The organism is Lysinibacillus sp. FSL M8-0216 (genome assembly GCF_038595555.1).
Lineage (GTDB): Bacteria > Bacillota > Bacilli > Bacillales_A > Planococcaceae > Lysinibacillus > Lysinibacillus fusiformis.
This window is the reverse complement of the sequence record NZ_CP152007.1, coordinates 1911078-1928210: the sequence shown is the minus strand read 5'-3', so window position 1 is coordinate 1928210 and position 17133 is coordinate 1911078. Positions and strand designations below refer to the sequence as shown.

Here is a 17133-nt window from a genome sequence, read left to right as displayed (position 1 = left end):
AAAGGTTACAATATGACCAAATTTTTTTGAAAGCAGTCATTATACAGGTATCACATTCCTTATTAAAATATAAATTTCAATCGGTTTAGGATGCGTTGCAAGAAGTATTGATGTTCGCTTTGTTTTGTCCTTAAATCGTGGGCAACATCAGGATGATCGGTAATGACGCCGCTCACATTTTTCTCGATAAAGGTTTGTAACGAACGGTCATCATTCAGCGTCCACACGAATAAATCCATCGGGTTCTGCTTCAGCTCCTCAATAAGCTGCTCTGTTACCCATGACTCCTCTAAGGCAATGAAATCCACACCTTCTTCCATTGGACCGATATTAAGCGCGTAGACAATACCCACTCTTAGATTCGGTACTAATTTTTTTAATTGGGTCATTTTCTGTCCATCTGTAGATTGCACATAATACGAATCCAGGACCTTGTATTTTCGTAGCTTTTCCACTAATTTGGGTAACACATCTTCCGTTTCCTTGCCATGTACCTTTAACTCAATGAGTAACGCAACATCTAAAGCTTTAGCAATTTCGATACAATCCTCTAAAGAGGCAATTTTATCACTATAGCCATTTTGATGAATCGTTAACGTTTTTAATTCACTTAAGGTCATATTAGCAATGACCCCGTTTTTACCTGCCAATCGCCGCAATGTACGGTCATGGAATACGACAAATTCACCATCCACTGTTTGCTGAATATCAATTTCAATGAGGTCTGCACCGGCATTAGCCGCGCTCACTAGCCCGCTAATCGTATTTTCAACATTGCCAGCCACATAGCCTCGATGGGCAATAATTTTTGTATCGGGTGCATAGACACTTTTCTCTAAAGAATTGATATTGATCATACTTAATACTACAAACACAACAAAGCTAATGAGCAGTAAAGGTTTATAACGTCGTTTCCTATGCTTACCCGATTTGTTGATTTTCCCTATAACCGGTGTATTGTAAGTAATGGCAACCATGACTTGTGAAAACATAGCCTGTAATAAACTAAAGAGCACCACAAAGACCATTTCTAAAAAGGCGAGCGTTAACCCCGCTGTCACCAATGCGGCATTTGGTAGCAAGCGTTCCATTAAATAAAGTGGAACCGTGCTAATTACCGTTATACTGAGCATGACGAATAGATGCCCTGTTAAAAGCATGACCAATAAGGCTAAAAGCTCCAATAAACCTCTTTTGGAAAATCGCCAGCTTTGCTTGAATGAACGTAAAATAGAAATGTTTGGCTGGATCGTAAAAATAGGTAACGTTAAAATACTCCGAATGCCGATCATTACTAAAATACTTGCCACTGCGGTATATGCTAACCTACCTGTTCGACTACTCATGATTTCTTCTGTTAAAAAATGTGGAAGTGAGATGGATTGGGTTAAGGTGAGTGGTAGCATGAAAGAAGCGAGTGGCATTAATAGAGCAAGATAGACGATTAAAAATAGTACTTGGACACTAAAAAAATAAACAACCTTACGATTCAGTTGCTGCCATATAGAAAAAAATCGATAGCGCATTCCTCTTTGTTGATGAAAGGCCATTAAAAATAAAAAGCCCATTTCATAATAAACAAATAATAAGAACAACAAGATTAATAGACAAATCATCATAATGACAAAGGGATGGGCCACAAAGCTTTGCCAATTTTGCTCGGTAATATGTGTATATCCTGTTACTCTGAGCATGAGCTTTAACATCGTAGAGCTTACAGGGATCATTAATAAAAACTGAAAGATTCTAATTAATGCGAAAACCTGTACATAGTCAAATCGATATATATAAATATTATAAACAGCCTGTCGCATTACTTGTCCTGCCTTGTGCACATAATCACCCCTGTTACAGTTAAAATCGCTCTCTTCTAACGTATGTTTTGACCGCCACGGCACAGTACTCAAAGCAATAAAATAGCAATATGTTCAAGTATCCTATGCAGCTTGGAGAGAAAAGATTTGTGTATTTATCGTGACGTTCTCCATTTTCTTGAAACTTTTCTCGAAGCTATCCTGTATATAACTAGATACCCCGTAGCGAAAGGAGCGCAAACATGAAATTCGACATTGGCGATATGATTAGTACAACGGTTCTTCTATGCCTGTTTTTAGCTATCTTTTTCGGCATGATTCGTATGATCAAAAAAATGAAAGCAACAATACCTGTGCCTCCTCCACCAACCATGCAACAGCAAGTAGAGGACTTAACAAAACGAGTGACAAGCTTAGAACACCAAGTAAATAATTTTACAAATAGGAAATAACTAAAAAAATCGCTGCAAGGTTACCCTTCAGCGATTTTCATATACAATCTTACCATCTACCACAGTACAAAATACTTCAATGTGAGGTAGTTGCTCTATAGCCACAGTGAAAATATCCTCTTTTAAAATCGTAAAATCGGCTGTATAGCCTTCTGCAATTTTACCACGACTGTGCTGCTGTCCAATGATTTCAGCCGCTCCCCCTGTATACAAATGGACCGCTTCGAAACGAGAAATTTTCTCCTTAGGATTATAGCCATCATGTTTTTCTCCCACATTACATCTTGTGACAGCAGCATAGATTCCGATTAATGGATTCGGTACTTCAATCGGCGCGTCACTACCACCAGCCACCACAAGTCCACGGTCAAGAAGTGACTTTAAAGGATGTAAGCCTTGAGCGCGCTCCTCTCCAAGCTTTAATAGCTCGGCGTCATACTCCCCCTGTACAAATTGCGGCTGCATATCGATAGCAACAGGCAATTCAGCTAGTTTAGTTAATATGCCCTCATCGACCAAGCTACAATGGATTACCCGATCAAGCTGACCAGCCTGTGGTGGATATGCCGTAAAAACATCTAAAATCAGTTCGATGGCTAAATCTCCGATTGCATGGACGGCGACAGTTTGTCCATATTGACGAGCTAGCTGCACATACTTCGTTAATTGCTCTGTCGTATGAATAAGCATTCCTGTATTGTCTGGATCATCATTGTATGGTTGACGTAGTGCTGCCGTTCTTCCGCCAAAGGCACCATCAATAAAGATTTTCATGGCACCGAACTCCAAGAAAGGCGAGGAAGTAGTATCCAACTTTTCTACCTCCTTAAATACGGTATGATGCTGCAATAAATGAACTTTGAAAGATTGCTGAGATTCCACTATTTTACGGTAGGCTTGAATGGGTTGGCTTGGCGGTCCGTAATAGCTTAAATCTTCCGAATGACCTCCCACTAAACCATATGCTTGTAATGAGGCCACCGCTTTCACTAAAGCATCCTCTATATATGCAGGTGTAATATGGGGCATCTGATTGACCACTAAATATAAAGCCGCATCCTTTAATACGCCCGTGAGCTGACCATCTATTTTTTCAACGATCCCCCCCTCTGGTGAAGGTGTAGCATTGGTAATCCCTGCAAAAGCAAGTGCCTTAGAATTAGCTAAAATTAAATGATGACAGCTACGCTTGATGATTAAATAGGCTTCACCAAGCGCATCCAGCTCTGCTAAAGTTGGGAAAATGGGCTCTTCAAATTGGTTTTCATTTAATCCAATCGCTATGACCCATTCTTTGGGGGATGCCTTGGACATACGCTCTTGAAGCTTTTCAAGTAACGCCTCTTTACTCGTAATAGCCGATACATCAATATGCTTTAATTTTTCCCCGTAGCCAATAATATGTAAATGACTATCTACAAAACCTGGATACATGACATTGCCTTGTAAATGTCGAGTAGAAGTAGCTAATGGCGACAAGCTCTCCACTGAGCCTGTCGCCACAATTTTCCCATCTTCTTCAAGGACTGCTTCTACTGTTTCACCAACCTGAGCCATCGTGTAAATCTTTCCACCTGTCCATAATGTTGCCAAAACAATTCCCCCTATGTCCTATGCTATTGCTTCAATTAAATGTGCTCTTTCTAAGCGGCGACGGACAATCACACCAATCCATGCCGCCATTACCGCTTTGACAATCCCTACTACTATAAATGGTGCAGTACCACCCAAGAAGGCTGCTGTCCATGTATAATCTGCTACGATTTTTAACCATACCGTACCAAATGATAACGTAATAATCATGCCGATGATATTTGCAATAATCGCTTGGGTAAATGTAATACCAAATTTATCTAAGTATAAGCCCATAATAATCGCTGTGGCAAGGAATCCTACAATATATCCCCCTGTCGGACCAACTAAAATCCCTAGACCTCCAGACATTCCACTAAACACTGGTAAACCAGCTGCTCCTAGTAAAATATATAATAGAACAGATAATGTTCCTAATCTTGTCCCTAAAATAGTCACGACAATGCCGACTGCTAAAGTTTGTCCTGTAATTGGAATTAGAGGTAGTGGAATGGTCACCTGTGCCAAAACAGCAATAATCGCTGCTCCAAATGCCGCTAACACATATTGATATGTACTTCCTTTTTTCAATGTAAAAAGCCTCCCTTTGCTATACGTTAACTAATAATAAAAATAAGTTAACACAAAGATAAAGCAAATGAAAACGCTTGTCAATGTATTTTGGTGTAAAAAAAAGAAATTGCTAGATAACTATCGCAATTTCTCTTCGCTATTATTATTACCATAAAGGTTCATTCATAGAATCCTTGTCTTGTAGCTTAAAGACATATGGCACGACTTGATAAAGAAAAATCAGCACCCCTACTAGAAAGAAAATAAAACCGATGAAGTAGTTGTGGAACACATGTTGCAACATAATGAATAGTGGTATCGGCATTGAAAGCATGCCCCCTAATTGCATGGATTTTTTCGTACGATACTGTTTTTGTCCACAATGAGGGCACACAATTTCTCCATTTTTGCGATACAATTTGCGTGCCTCCTTTTCAGACCAGCTCTCCCCGCATTCTATACAAATAGGAAGTCCATATCCTTTTTTTAGTAATACACGCTTGACAATATAAGCAGCACCGATAAAAAAGCCCAACAACAAAATTCCTCGAACATAATCAGAATTGAATATTGTCCACCAGCTCCAGGCATCGGACTGTATAGTTGCTGCTTGGTGACCTGTGGAGCGCTGTTCCTTCTGCTCTGACAAAAGATAACTAAAACTAATGACCAATACAGTAAAGGTTGCTAGTACGACGCGGTACGTCCATTGATTACCTACTTTATGCTTTCCTTTCCGTCTAGCCTTTTCTGCGATTAATTGTTTACGCTTCTCAGAGAATTTTATATCTTGTAGTTCCTTTAATAGCTCTTCTTTAAATTGATTCATGACGTAGCACCTCCCAATCAAAGTCACCGATTGCTGTTGCCAGCTGTTTACGCGCTCGTTGTAGCCTTGTACGAATTGTCGCTTCTGGGCATCGGACAAGCTGTGCAATCTCTACAGTTGTCATCTCCTCAAAATAATACAAAATTAGAACCTCACGATAAGCGACCGATAACGTAAATAACGCCTCTGTCAGCTCTTGTTTGACCGACTTCTCGAGCACTTCCTTCTCTGGTGTAATCGCCGTTGTGCGGCCCGTAATCTTTTCAAATAATGTCAGGCGTTTACTTTTCCAGCTCCGTAAATAATCATGGCTCCGATTGACTGTCATTTTTACTAAATATGTACGCAATGATGCTTGCCGGCGAAACTGCTCCTGCTTTTGATAAAAAGCGATGAACACATCCTGCACAATATCTTCCGCTGTCGCTTTATTCTTCACATATAAATAGGCGACCTTTAGTAAGTAATCCCCATGCTCCTCGATCACTTGTTCAATATCCATCATTGCTCTCACCTACTTTCTATACTACTGACGGACGCTATTGCAAAAGCGATTCATTTTTTCTAAAAAAAATAAAAAATCCGCAACGGCTACTGCCAAGTCGTTGCGGATTTTTTGAATTCATCTATTAAATACCAATTTCTCGCATCGTCGTTGCAACTTTTGCCATTCGATCATTCAAATCTTTACCGATGAATGGTGGTAAACGCAATTCACTGATGATAGAACCATCACTCATAAAGAGAATACGCTCCGTTCGTGCAGCTATTTTCGGATCATGTGTCACAAGCATAACCGTTGTACCTTCTTGATTGATAGAGGCTAGAATATCCATAATTTCCTGAGCAGACGTTGAATTCAATGCGCCTGTTGGTTCATCACCAAAAATCATCGATGGACTACTAATTAAAGCACGGCAAATGCCTGCCCGCTGAAGCTGGCCACCTGAAACCTGCGTAATATCACGCTTTGCTAAGTCTGCAATCCCTACTTTTTTCATGATGCTTTGTGCTTTTTCCGTTAATGCATCCACATTTTTTCGCTGATCACGTACTGCGGGTAATACTATATTATCAAGGATATTTAAGCTTTTAAGAAAGGTTGGCTGTTGAAACACAAAGCCCATTCGCGTTCGGCGGAGCTCGGCTAGCTCCTTGTCATGGAGTGTTGCTACATCAACTCCATCAAAAGAAACCCGACCATGATCAATGCTATCCATACCACTAAGAGCATACAGTAAGGTTGATTTGCCGCAACCTGAGGGACCCATAATAGAAACGAACTCGCCTTCATATAAATCGATGGATACAGCCTTTAAAACCTCATGTCGTTCTGTTCCGACCTGAAATGACTTGACTATTTGTTCACCAGTCACAAGTTTTTTCATGTTCTACTCCTTTATATAATCCATTATTTTTAATTGTCCCGCCTTAACAGTCCCAATAAGCGTTGCTAGAAGTACGACGCATAGGAGGGCTAATGGGCAAAAAACATAGGCAGCTAGTGGATTAATTATAAAATTAAATGAAGCTGCACCAAAGGATGCAATGACCGTGGTCGTCAGAATTTCCCCTAATGTGTTGGCGAGCAATGTCCCCACAAAAATAGCCAGTATTAAGACAACAACTGATCGTGCCGCATATTGTATGGAAATATCGACGTTTGTAAAGCCAATCGATTTCAAGATAGCGATGGGAGATCGATCCTTTGCGATCAGCATTTTCATAAACAACAGTGTCACCAGCACACACATAAAGAGAGCTACTATAAGTGCCGCACTCGATACTTGCTTCATAGAGCTGATGGTCGTTCCAAATGTTTGATAAATATATTCATCAATGCCTGAAACCTTGGCAAAATGGAAGCTATCTGTATACTCTGCAACCTTTTTTTCGACTTCCGATTGTTTCGATAGCGAACCATAGAAGACATTCCACATACTTTCTGTGGAATCATCAGAGAATGCTGCCTTCGCTGTTTTTCCACCATTTGTAATATCCGAATAGATGCCACTTACGGTTAGGGTTTTCGTTTCACCTTGGATGATAAGTAAAATGGTATCGCCCACTTTTTTTTGAAGCTCCTCCGCATTAAGAACAGAAAGTGCTATTTCATCCTGAGCTCTCGGCGCACTCCCTTGCGCATATTCTACTGGGAAAACGGTATGGTCGCCCAACTCAATTTTTAGACTTTCTTCCACCCCATTATTTGTAATGGTTGTAAACTTTTTCGTCGTCAAAACCGTATAATCTGTAATATCTTGATCACGCTCTAGCGTTTTGACCACAGTTGTTACATCCTGAACATGTTGACTGCCTTGTGAAATATCGATGCGGATGTCGCTATTGCCAATCCCCATATACGTAATAAAATTTTTGGAGGAAATGGTATGGTATAAATTTTGAGGCACAATGATAATAAAAGTTGCTACTATGAAGACAGTGAGCATTGTGGCATATAAACCTTTACGGGAAAGCACATCCTTCACGCCTAAAAAGAGATTGATTGGAAGGCTTTTATTGGAGCTAATATTTAGCCACTTCCCATGTTTTGCTTTACTTTGTATCACGCCAAATCGGATAGCCTGAACAGCCGAAAGCTTGCGAAACTGTTTCAACATTAATTGTACATAAATTAGGATAGAAGCAAATACTAGCACCAGACCGATAATGGTGAATAGCCAGACCAATGATGTATTGGCTGTATCCCCCATATATAGGCGGATATTGGCTAAAAGAATATCCCTCACCATAAAGGAAAGTATAAAGCCAAGCACACAGCCAATTGCCGCTATTACACCATATTTTGCAAAATACATTTTCTGAATATCTGAAACACGTATACCAATGGCCTTCATTACACCGATTTCACGATAATCCTCTTCCATTTTAGTTAGCAATGTAAAACGGATACACATAAATGCAATGACCACCACGAGTACGCTGATTAATAAAATAACAGCGATCATCAAACCATCCGATATGGCATTTAGCATTTTGAAGAGCGGCCATGTAATCGTTGGTCCGTTCGCTTCTAAATGTGCACGATGATAGTCCTCTTCAAAGCTTCTTAAATCAGCCAAATCTTTCAAACGAAACTCTATTAAATATTCAATAGTGCCGGCTGCCTGAATCGCTGCATAATCCTCTTCACTCACGAGGAATCGCTTGGATGATGCTAACATGGAATTCATTTGCGAATCCCGTAAAAAACCTGCAACCGTAAATGGCTTATTATGGACCATCACTGTATCACCTAGCTTGGCTGTGCCGTCCTTCATATAGCCTACAGGTACATAAATGTCTCCGTTATCCGCTTCAATTACATGGCCATCAAGGTCTAGTAAAAAATCAAACTTCTCACTTTGCGTAGTCAGCCCATTGTCCTGAACATTTTGTGCAAGTGTGTTGCCTGCAATGTTGATCTTGGTACCATCTACATTGAGAAATTCGTTGATCTGAAATTCATCCACCAGCTCATTTCGCTCGGCAAAGTCAATGAGATGCGCTTGATCGATAGTACCCGAATGCATCTGTAGAAAATGTGGTGTTTCCGCTTGCTTTAATAATGTATCAATAGAAGTTGATAAATGAACAATAAGAACGGCCGAAAGCGTAACAAGCATAGCCGCACCTGCTACAAACAGTGTTGTCAAACATGTAATCAGCTTACTATTCGCTATATCATTCCGTACAATTTTGAAATACATAGGTCACCCCTTTGTCAGTTTTAAGACCCTAAGTACAATTATTTCGTCCCGTCTTCCCCTTCATGACCAAACATTTTCATCATGTACAACAAACTACCGCTTTCCACGCCAAGCATTCGCTCCACATTGAAGATAAATGCTGGGACACGAGCAGCCCGCTCTTCATCTGACAACAACACCAAATCATCATCAAAAACGGTATTTGTATATGCGACAATCATCTCCATGCATTCGTATGGGTAGGGTGTATGATAAATCCCTTGTTCAATACCCTCACGGATGATACTCGTCAATAATGGCGGTACATGATTCATGACCACCTGCTGTATTTTTCGATGCATTAATGCATTTTGCGGCTTATGAATATGGTCCATAATTTCCTGACCATTTTCATTCTGCATATTTAATGCCATCACAGCCCTCAATATGCGCTCATTCACCGCAATGCTACTATCCCGTGCCACTGCCCTTGCCCTCGTTAACATCGTTTCCGTATAACGTTCGATGAGGGCATCCATAATATCTTCCTTGGATTTAAAATGATAATAAAGAGTACCGCGTGCAATTCCTACTTTTTCAAGAATATTATTTGTGCTAGTGCCATCAAATCCCTTCTGCGTAAACAGTTCATCTGCTGCATCTAAAATTTCATTTCTGCGTTCTTCTGCCTTTTTCATTTCCCTCATCTTAACAACCCCTTATAATCGACCGACTGACTGTCGAATTATCTTAGCTTTATCGTAGCACAACTATATTCCATATGGCAATATTTTCTACAGTCTTTTTTCAATAAAAAAAGCTACCTCGTTCCAATTAAATACGGATGACCCGCCAAGAAAAAACGACAAAAGCCATCGAGCGTGCTCGACGGCTTTTACCTACAGTCTTTATTCTTCGTTCCTTTTATATTCTAAAATATCCCCTGGCTGACATTCTAACGCCTCACAAATCGCCTCTAACGTTGAAAAGCGAATCGCTTTCGCCTTACCATTTTTCAATATAGAAAGATTCGCCATCGTTATGCCAACCTTCTCTGAAAGTTCTGTTACACTCATTTTCCGTTTTGCCAACATGACATCAATATTGATAATCATCGCCATAGTATTCACCTCAAACCGTTAAATCATTTTCTGATTTGATATCGATGGCATTTTTTAGAAGCTTTTGAAGAACAGCAGCAAAAACTGCAACTACAAAAGAAGCACCAATAATGACCATTCCAATAAGTATAAGACCTGGGGCATCGTCTACTTCCGCAGCATAGTATATCAGTGGCATGCCAACCACGTAAACACTACTAATGACAATTGCACAATATTTAATTTTAATTAAAGCTTTCACTGATAACTCTGAAAATGCAATGTTTTGATCAATATAGCTTAGCAGCTTGATCGTCGTATATAGAGCAACAAAATAAGCAATTGCCGTTGCATAGACGCCAAGTAATGCAGTAATTGTTAAGACCGGTGAATGCTGAGCTGTATCTAAAGCAACACGTGGCACCACCCATATACATAAGGCAAAAACCGGCAACCCCATTAGAAAAACAGCAATCTTTAAAAAGAGTGTTTCCCGTTTCATATTACGCACCTCTTTTATTTAATATCCTGTTCAATTTACCATATAATTTATCGTTTTTCAATAAATTTTTATCTAATTTCATGGTATTAATAATATCCATTATTTGGTTTATTTTTCTTTTTATTGTGCTATAATCGTTTTTATCATTGTTGAAGGGGGTATTTCAATGAATTACCAAGCTGCAAAAAAAACAATAGAAACAGAGCGTCTTATGCTCCGACTATTCACAGAAGCGGATGCACCTGAAGTAAGTGCATTGTGTAATAATTTTGCTCTATATAAAAGCACGTTAAATTTACCTTATCCCTATACCTTAGACTGTGCATTGTCATGGATTTCCAATCATCAACAAAATTTTGAGCAAGAGCAGCTCTATGAATTTGCCATAACGGACAAACAAAGTGGGCAATTATATGGGGCCATTGGACTGTCGAATCGTCAGCAACACCAAAATGGAGAAATGGCTTATTGGATTGGTGAGCCGTATTGGGGAAATGGCTATGGAACAGAAGCTGCCTGTGCCATCATTGAATTTGCTTGTAAGGAAAAACAGTATCATCGTGTTTATGCGCAGTATTTTCTTTCCAATCCTGCCTCTGGCAAAATCATGGAGAAGTGTGGCATGCAGTATGAGGGAACGTTAAAGGATCATGTTTTTAAAAACGGTACTTTTGAGGATATCATATTTTACGGCATTATTAATCCTTACCATAGCTTGTAAACGTACATGAAAGAGGCACCTACTTATAAAGTTATGCCTCTTACTCTTTAAATACCATTTCCCACATCACAATAATGGTTATAGTGTGTAATTTGGTTGCGTCCATTACGCTTGGACTTGTAAAGCGCTTCATCCGCATGTTGGATAAGCTCTTCCACTATCTTTATCTTGCCAAAATCATTAGTACTAACACCAATACTAAATTCCAATTGAACTGTTTCACCATTCACCGTAAGTGACAAAGCCGTTAAGGTTTGATAAAGATTGTCGGCCAATGTTTGCACCGTTTCTCCCTCTTTTACTTGACTGAGGATTATAAACTCATCTCCACCAAAACGTGCGACAATCGATTCAAAGGGTTGAAAATAATCTTGCAATGTTTTGGCGGTATTCGTTAATGCATCGTCTCCAAATAGATGACCATTCATATCATTAATTTCTTTAAAATGGTCTAAATCCACCATCATTAACGCTAATTGCTGATTACCTTCAGCTGCTTTTTCGAGCATCCTCTTTGCATTTTCATCAAAATAGCGTCGATTGTAAATATTCGTCAGCGGATCGAAATAAGCATTTTTTTCAAATTGCTTCTTATGATCGTTATACTCCATTTCAAATAATACATGAGAGTAATTTTCACGTTGAATTTCTAACAAAATATTAATATATTCTTTCTGAACAGCACATAAAACAATTTTATTGCCCTGATCCTCTATAAGCTTCACTAATGAATTATAGATAATTTGAAGCAAAGACAGATCATTGTTTTGCAAAGCATAATGTTTAGTCTTTTGATATAAATCAATAGCTTCACTTACACGTCCCTGTCGTTCACAGAGAATGGCATAGGCATTGAAAACCTCTAATTGTACTTTTGAATAGGGCGGGTTATGAATCGTGGCTAGTAGTTCTTGTAATAGTACATTGGCCTCATCAAACTCATCCAGCCATATATGTGATACGGCTAGGTTTGTTTTTGGATACATAATTCCTGTATAAGGCTCTTTATGCTGCACTTCAAACGCATTCGAGTAATAAAGACTTTTTAAGGCGAATTCCTTGGCTGTACGATAATTGCCCATCGATATTTCCAAATCGCTTAGATTATTATAAATTTTCCCCAAGCTCTCCACATGTTGAATAGATTCAGCAATTTTTAAGCCCTTTAGCATCAGCTCTTCAGATTTCTTTAAGTGACCAAATGTCCCCCAATAAATCGCGGCTATATTATAATACTGAATGAGGTCAATATCATTGCCATGTTGAAAAGTTAGCTCACGATATTGTTCAAGTACACTAATCGATAGCTGTAAATCACCTGTTTGAAAATAACTGGCACAGCTATAGCGTAATAAAAGGATTGCCTTATCATACATTCCAAGCTTAATGGCACTTTCGATTGCGGCACTACTTATTTCTATATATTCTAAAAAACGATCCGCGTTATATAATTCATTGAGCGTAATCCATAATTCTTCAAATTCTTGTACGTTCATACCGCTCCCCCTTATCTTCAACCTTACTTCTTTAATACTACCTGCATGAATAAAATATTACAATTCTTTGGACTCATTTATTTTTACAAAATTAAGCAATTAATACTAGACAAACAAATTATTGTGTATATTATCCTATGTTTCTAATTTTATATTTTAATGGTAAATTTAACATAGTACTTTCACTATAATTTTCTCGCTAACAAAAAACAAGCCTCTTTCACAGAGACTTGTTAAGATTCTTCTATACCTAATAATTCTTTTAATTTCTTGGCCTTTTCGGAGCTTAATTTGATTTCTCCACTCCCTATCTTTTGGAGGTAAAGTGAACCTCCATAGCCTTTCCATATTTCAATACGCACCCCTTCCACCTGAAGGGAGTAATCAGGGGGCCTTCGCATATAGTCAGCCATCTGCCAGGGCATATCCTGCAAGAATTCAGCTACTTCTTGTTCATTTTGCAGATTTAGCTCTACAGTGACATCAGGCTCTAATACCTCCACATCGTTTAATAAGCCATATTTCCTGACAACCCCATTTTCCTCTATGCTACCCGTTTCAGTCGAATGAAGGGTAATATAGTCCCCTTGTTCTACAGGAAAATCGGCTAATACAGGGTACCAGTCAGCTTGCTCATACTTTTCCTCCAGCTGTTCTTCTGTCATATGATCGAAATCTTTTGGAATAATACCCTCGATAAATAAAAAGGCATTTGACTCAACCTTTGCAACGGTTCCCACTAAAGAGGTGCCAGATGTACTAGAAGGGTTCACGATGTTATTTTCCTTTTGAAAGGCCGTCGCCTGTTCAGCAAAATTCATTTGGAAATACCGAATAGCCTCAATATCTGCTACGCCTTTATAGGCATAAAAAGTTGGATATTTTTCCTTATACATCGCGTAGAGCTTCGTTCTAGCTGTATACATTGGCAGGAGAGGTTCCATATAAACATCCACATATTTACTCGGTTCTACACCTCGAAAAAAGGCTTTATTTTTAGGTGATTGCTGTAGCATTTCCATTTGCTCAACGAAGTTTTTCCTCTCCGTCTCAAGTTCATCCTTCGTATAGGTAATTCCTAATGACTCTGCAAAAAAATATGCGGCAACAAGCTTCTCATACGAACGATAAGCCTCTTCTTTATAATATTCCTTGTTTTGATTGGGCCACATCATTTGTGTTATACGCTCAAAATGATCTAGCTGTGTTTCATGAAACCATATAGTCGTCTGGGTCGTTTCCTTCCCTAACAGCTGTACCAATATAAAACCTGCCACACATAGGGTGAGCACGACCGATAAAAGTGTGAATCGATAAGGCTTCTTGTTGGAATTCTTAGAATGTAGCACATGTTGTTTAACACGTTCTTTGCTACTCGTCATATCCCCCGTTACTTTCACCAATTCTTTGTGTACTTTATTCATCCTTTAGCACCTCCCATTCGTCCTGTTTTAGATAGGACCTTAATGCCTCTCTTGCCCGTCTCAGCCTTGTTTTCACCGTATTATCTGAAACCCCTAATAATCGGGCAATGTCATGTATTTTCATTTCTTCAAAATAATAAAGAACAATCGGCTCTCGATACAGAAGTGATAGCTTTAATATTGCCGCTCCCACAGAGGATCGCTCCTCCGCCACGACTAGCTCATCACGCTGTTTATTCCACTTCATAGGAAATACTTTTTCTTGTACAAGTAGTTTTTTATAATGCCAGCTTTTTAAATAATCCTTGCTTTGATTAATCGTTAAAGTGGATAAGAAAGCGCGTAGCTGCCCACGTTCCTCATAATTACACTGAGAGAATTTAATAAAAACCTCCTGTACAATATCCTCCGCCGTTTGCCGGTTCTTTACGTAAAAATAAGCGAGACGCAATAAATGCTCTCCATGTTCATCAATGATTTGTTCAAGTATGCCACCCACCTACCCTCTTACACAATAAACGATTCCCAATGAATCTCCGTTTCAAATTTTTTCTAAAAGTGTATTGACCTTGGAGCATACTCCAATGTTAGGATGATTGTAGGAGGTGCTCATATGAAAATTAAACAATTTGCCGAGAAGTTTCAATTATCCACCGATACAGTCCGTTATTACGAAAAAGAAGGACTCTTACATCCACAGAAATTAAACAATGGTTACCGTGTGTATGATGGCACATGTGAACAGACCATGAAATTTATTCTCGTCCTACGCCAGCTCGGCTTTACCTTACAAGAAATCAACTATTTACTGACACTCGAAAAAAAACCTATATCCACAGAGTGTAATGAAGAAACGGTACAACTATTTTCTGCAAAGATTGCCCATATTGAACAGCTCATGCACTTTTATCAGCATGCACGACAATCGCTACAGCTAACTAAAATATTAATGGCTGATGGACAATTTAAAAACAATCAAGAAAAAATTAATTCACTTATTGAAGATATGTACCAAAATTTACAGGAAGGTCGTGGTTACAATGAAACTACGTAAAATTATCTCTCTAGAATATGTCATCGCCTTTATCTTGACGGTCTTTTTCTATGCGCACTTAGATTTTTCATGGCTATCATTTATTTTATTTTTATTGCTGCCTGATATAACGATGGCCGGTTATATAATCAATTCAAAAATGGGTGCCCTTTGCTATAATACGGGGCATAGCTTCTTCATACCCGCTATCCTTCTCGTAATTGGCTATACGCTCTCCATCCCAACACTACTGATGGTTGCCTTGATTTGGCTGGCACATATTTTCTTAGATCGAGCACTCGGTTATGGCTTAAAATATGATGAAGCCTTTACGAAAACACATTTACAGCAGATAGCATAATGAACAAAATGAAGTATTAAAAATAGGAGCTTGGGTATCCACGCTCCTTAAGGGATCTATACATGTTCATTTACTTGAATGTCCTGCCAACCGTTTACATCACATTGGCCATACTCATTTTCACCGACTACAACCACAGTACCGTCAGATTGAAGGCCAAGTGTATGAGCGCATCCCGCCGCAATCGCCACAATATCTCGCCAGCCACTCACTTGACATTGGCCATGCTTATTCGAGCCTGCAGCCATCACCGTCCCGTCAGCCTTAAGCCCAATGGTATGATAACTACCCGCTGCAATTGCCACAATACCTTGCCAGTCCATAACTTCACATTGTTCATGTTTATTCGAGCCTACAGCTATCACCCTGCCATCCCGCTGTAGACCAATTGTATGTAGATAGCCTGCAGAGACCTCCACAATATGACTCCAGTCGTTGACATCGCATTGACGATATCGATTATTCCCCACTGCCACTACCGTTCCATTAGCACGAAGACCGATTGTATGCCAGTCACCTGCCGCGACCGCTACCATATCCCTCCAACCACTTATATTGCATTCCCCCTCCTTATTTTTCCCCACTGCCACCACAGTCCCATCTGCTGTAAGCCCAATGGTATGGCACCAACCCGCAGCCACTGCCACAATATTGCGCCAGTCACTGACATTACACTGATCATGCTTATTCCAGCCGACCGCTACCACCGTTCCATTCACGCGAAGACCAATTGTATGCGTGTTCCCCGTGTTCCTCGCCATATGAACATTACCAGCCCTAACCGCTACAATATCCCGCCAGCCGCTTACCTGACATTGACCATATCGATTATCACCTGTAGCCACCACAGTCCCATCCTCTCTAAGCCCAACCGAATGGCGGCACCCCGCCGTAATCGTATCTTTCGGCCACCTTTTCACCTTTAGCACTGCTTCGTTCGATGCCATAAAATCCATATTTCACCTCCAAGTGTATATGTAATTCGATTGTTTATTATGTAAAATGAATAATCATTGACCCATCATTTGTACGCGTATATTTCTATTATCACTTATCACAAAACATAATCACATTATAAAGAGCTGGAACAATCCATGCGAGTGCTAAACTTATCACTGCAGCCCATTTAGTTTTCCTCATTTTCCTTTTTTAGATAAAAACGTTAACATAAAATAGAAGTAAAGAACCATAAAAAAGGGCAATCACTTGAGCATGACCATGAATAAATGTAATCTACGATAAAACTTCCTTTTAAAAACCTTTTTACTTAAATATTGTAATAGATAACGTAATCGTACTATAAAAAGCAGGATCCTCAACCGAGATCCTGCTTCTAAACTTTTTATATTAATCGTTTTAAAAGTGATTCATAAAGCCCTACCATCAATAATCCAATCAATATCGGAATAAGTGAAGTAAAGCTGAAATAAAAACCGACTTCATCATATCGGCCCGTAAAATGAAATTGTAGCCAAGAAACTTGATAGGTATCGCCTACCCCGTATAAAAAAATAGTAGTAAATAAAAACAATGCAAGACTCTTCAACCCCTGTGCCCTTTTCATAGC

19 protein-coding genes are annotated in these 17133 nt (G+C 39.3%); 4 read left to right on the top strand and 15 right to left on the bottom strand.

The window, feature by feature from the left end; genetic code table 11:
* Nucleotides 1-62: 62 nt before the first annotated feature.
* Nucleotides 63-1835 carry a glycerophosphodiester phosphodiesterase gene (locus MKX57_RS09100; RefSeq protein WP_008175836.1) on the bottom strand — a complete coding sequence of 591 codons (1773 nt, stop codon included), beginning with the start codon at nt 1833-1835 and terminating at the stop codon, nt 63-65.
* A 221-nt stretch (nt 1836-2056) separates the two neighbouring features.
* Between MKX57_RS09100 and MKX57_RS09095 the strand changes: the two genes are divergently transcribed.
* Entirely contained in the window at nt 2057-2266 is a 210-nt protein-coding gene (locus MKX57_RS09095; protein WP_089984854.1) for a hypothetical protein, read from the top strand.
* A gap of 27 nt (nt 2267-2293) precedes the next feature.
* Here the strand turns inward: MKX57_RS09095 and MKX57_RS09090 are convergent, their stop codons facing one another.
* From MKX57_RS09090 to MKX57_RS09050, 9 genes are all read right to left on the bottom strand, one after another.
* Nucleotides 2294-3859 carry an amidohydrolase gene (locus tag MKX57_RS09090; protein ID WP_089984856.1) on the bottom strand — a complete coding sequence of 522 codons (1566 nt, stop codon included), beginning with the start codon at nt 3857-3859 and terminating at the stop codon, nt 2294-2296.
* An 18-nt stretch (nt 3860-3877) separates the two neighbouring features.
* The gene (locus tag MKX57_RS09085; RefSeq protein WP_008175833.1) at nt 3878-4429 is read right to left on the bottom strand and encodes a biotin transporter BioY; all 552 of its coding nucleotides are present in this window, start codon (nt 4427-4429) and stop codon (nt 3878-3880) included.
* Nucleotides 4430-4577: 148 nt separating this feature from the next.
* Nucleotides 4578-5240, bottom strand: a complete 663-nt coding sequence (locus MKX57_RS09080) for a TIGR04104 family putative zinc finger protein (protein WP_008175832.1) — start codon at nt 5238-5240, stop codon at nt 4578-4580.
* A complete protein-coding gene (locus MKX57_RS09075; RefSeq protein WP_043990017.1) occupies nt 5227-5745 on the bottom strand; it encodes a sigma-70 family RNA polymerase sigma factor in 519 nt (172 codons plus the stop codon). The genes MKX57_RS09080 and MKX57_RS09075 overlap by 14 nt, the downstream gene beginning before the upstream one ends.
* Nucleotides 5746-5869: 124 nt before the next feature.
* Complete coding sequence (locus MKX57_RS09070; RefSeq protein WP_089984858.1) at nt 5870-6628, bottom strand: ABC transporter ATP-binding protein; 759 nt, start codon at nt 6626-6628, stop codon at nt 5870-5872.
* A gap of 3 nt (nt 6629-6631) precedes the next feature.
* Nucleotides 6632-8950, bottom strand: coding sequence for an FtsX-like permease family protein (locus MKX57_RS09065; protein ID WP_342532620.1), 2319 nt, complete (start codon nt 8948-8950; stop codon nt 6632-6634).
* 38 nt (nt 8951-8988) lie between these two features.
* The gene (locus tag MKX57_RS09060) at nt 8989-9636 is read right to left on the bottom strand and encodes a TetR/AcrR family transcriptional regulator (protein WP_008175826.1); all 648 of its coding nucleotides are present in this window, start codon (nt 9634-9636) and stop codon (nt 8989-8991) included.
* Nucleotides 9637-9837: 201 nt separating this feature from the next.
* Nucleotides 9838-10050, bottom strand: coding sequence for a helix-turn-helix transcriptional regulator (locus tag MKX57_RS09055; protein ID WP_008175824.1), 213 nt, complete (start codon nt 10048-10050; stop codon nt 9838-9840).
* A gap of 10 nt (nt 10051-10060) precedes the next feature.
* The gene (locus MKX57_RS09050) at nt 10061-10531 is read right to left on the bottom strand and encodes a DUF2975 domain-containing protein (protein ID WP_008175822.1); all 471 of its coding nucleotides are present in this window, start codon (nt 10529-10531) and stop codon (nt 10061-10063) included.
* Nucleotides 10532-10697: 166 nt separating this feature from the next.
* On the opposite strand from MKX57_RS09050, the gene MKX57_RS09045 reads away from it, so the two are divergent.
* Nucleotides 10698-11252 (top strand): GNAT family N-acetyltransferase, encoded by a 555-nt coding sequence (locus tag MKX57_RS09045; RefSeq protein ID WP_089984862.1) that lies wholly within the window; start codon nt 10698-10700, stop codon nt 11250-11252.
* Nucleotides 11253-11299: 47 nt separating this feature from the next.
* On the opposite strand, the gene MKX57_RS09040 is transcribed toward MKX57_RS09045, so the two are convergent.
* The 3 genes from MKX57_RS09040 to MKX57_RS09030 form a co-directional block, all read right to left on the bottom strand.
* A complete protein-coding gene (locus tag MKX57_RS09040; protein ID WP_342550920.1) occupies nt 11300-12748 on the bottom strand; it encodes a GGDEF domain-containing protein in 1449 nt (482 codons plus the stop codon).
* 233 nt (nt 12749-12981) lie between these two features.
* Nucleotides 12982-14172 carry a hypothetical protein gene (locus MKX57_RS09035; RefSeq protein WP_239354483.1) on the bottom strand — a complete coding sequence of 397 codons (1191 nt, stop codon included), beginning with the start codon at nt 14170-14172 and terminating at the stop codon, nt 12982-12984.
* Entirely contained in the window at nt 14165-14671 is a 507-nt protein-coding gene (locus tag MKX57_RS09030) for a sigma-70 family RNA polymerase sigma factor (protein WP_089984866.1), read from the bottom strand. The genes MKX57_RS09035 and MKX57_RS09030 overlap by 8 nt, the downstream gene beginning before the upstream one ends.
* A gap of 114 nt (nt 14672-14785) precedes the next feature.
* Between MKX57_RS09030 and MKX57_RS09025 the strand changes: the two genes are divergently transcribed.
* On the top strand, nt 14786-15226 hold the full coding sequence (locus tag MKX57_RS09025) for a MerR family transcriptional regulator (RefSeq protein WP_043990015.1): 441 nt from the start codon (nt 14786-14788) through the stop codon (nt 15224-15226).
* Nucleotides 15213-15566, top strand: coding sequence for a DUF4260 domain-containing protein (locus tag MKX57_RS09020; protein WP_008175814.1), 354 nt, complete (start codon nt 15213-15215; stop codon nt 15564-15566). Before MKX57_RS09025 ends, MKX57_RS09020 begins: the two co-directional genes overlap by 14 nt.
* A gap of 56 nt (nt 15567-15622) precedes the next feature.
* Here the strand turns inward: MKX57_RS09020 and MKX57_RS09015 are convergent, their stop codons facing one another.
* Nucleotides 15623-16522 (bottom strand): chromosome condensation regulator, encoded by a 900-nt coding sequence (locus MKX57_RS09015; RefSeq protein WP_342550919.1) that lies wholly within the window; start codon nt 16520-16522, stop codon nt 15623-15625.
* A 386-nt stretch (nt 16523-16908) separates the two neighbouring features.
* A complete protein-coding gene (locus MKX57_RS09010) occupies nt 16909-17130 on the bottom strand; it encodes a hypothetical protein (RefSeq protein ID WP_043990014.1) in 222 nt (73 codons plus the stop codon).
* Between the last annotated feature and the right edge of the window lie 3 nt (nt 17131-17133).